This window comes from Mesorhizobium sp. RCC_202, from assembly GCF_041355295.1.
Lineage (GTDB): Bacteria > Pseudomonadota > Alphaproteobacteria > Rhizobiales > Rhizobiaceae > Mesorhizobium.
On record NZ_JBFUPO010000024.1, the window covers coordinates 1 to 1212 of the forward strand.

Genomic DNA, 1212 nt, shown 5'->3' on the forward strand with positions numbered 1-1212 from the left:
CCTTCTCCCCTTGTGAGGCCTTTGCACGGAAGCGGGTTGGTGATTCCGTCGGCAAGGATGAAGGGGAGATGATTCGGATGGTCGATCGTGTGCTTGGTCAACTTAGCCTTGCGGATGGGCTGGTGTGGTCGGATACGACGGAGCTCGACCAGATCGCACGAGTGATCGACTGGGCACCGATCAGGGCGCTTCTTGGTCAGCGCAGCGAGCCGGGGCGGGGCAACGTCAGCTATCCGGCCGAGGCATTGCTGCGCTGTCTGCTGCTTGGCGTGTGGAACAATCTCAGTGATCCCGCACTGGAGGCCCAACTGCGCGACCGGCTGTCGTTCCGCCGCTTTGCCGGCTTCAGCCTGTCGGACTGCACGCCGGACCATTCGACATTGTGGCGCTTCCGCCAAGAGCTGACGAGTGATGGGTTGATCGATCGGGTGTTTTACGAGATCACGCGGCAGCTTGAGCAGAAGGGGCTGATCGTCAAGCGCGGCACGCTGATTGATGCTTCCTTCATGCAAGCTGCCGCGCGCCCGCCGGCGAAGCCGAAGAAGGGTGAGGAGGGATCGGCACGGCCATCGGCCGACAGCGATGCGCGCTGGGGGCGCAAGGGCAACAAGAGCGTGTTCGGCTATAAGGTGCACAACGGCGTCGACGATGCTCACACGCTGATCCGGCGCATGGACTTCACGGATGCATCGATCACCGACACCGAGCCGGCCGACGGCCTGATCAGCGGGGACGAGGCGGCGGCCTATGGCGACCAGGCCTACTACACCCATGCCCGGCATGCCCGGCTTAAGCAGGCCGGCATCAAGGATCGGCTGATGCATCGAGCCAACAAGCACCATCCGCTGACGCCGCGCCAGAAGCTGCGCAACCGGCTGATCTCGACGGTGCGGGCGGCGGTAGAGCGGCCGTTTGCGGTGTTCAAGCAGCGCTATGGCATGCGGCGACTGCGCTTCTTCAACCTGGCGACCAACCGGACGCAATGCATGCTTGCCGGCTGCGGTTACAATCTGCAGCGAGCGGCCGCAGTCCTCTTCCCGAAGAGGAAACCGGCATGAGGCGGAGTCCGCCCAAAATCCGCCGCGCGAGCGGCCAGAGGCCCGGGAGCGGCCAAAATATCCCGCCAAAGCGGCCCGATTGCATTTCAAAAAACGCCTGTGCGCCATGTGCGCCAGATACCGGCTCCCGTGCAAAGCCCTCCTTGTGGGAGAA

1 protein-coding gene is annotated in these 1212 nt (G+C 63.7%); it reads left to right on the forward strand.

Annotation, left to right across the window (positions count from 1 at the left end; genetic code table 11):
• Positions 1–77: 77 nt before the first annotated feature.
• Positions 78–1058 (forward strand): IS5 family transposase, encoded by a 981-nt coding sequence (locus tag AB6802_RS30030; RefSeq protein WP_371013833.1) that lies wholly within the window; start codon positions 78–80, stop codon positions 1056–1058.
• Positions 1059–1212: the final 154 nt, after the last annotated feature.

Excerpts from the sequence above, each read along its gene's own strand:
- AB6802_RS30030 (WP_371013833.1), top strand. The coding sequence starts at position 78 with ATGGTCGATCGTGTGCTTGGTCAACTTAGCCTTGCGGATGGGCTGGTG.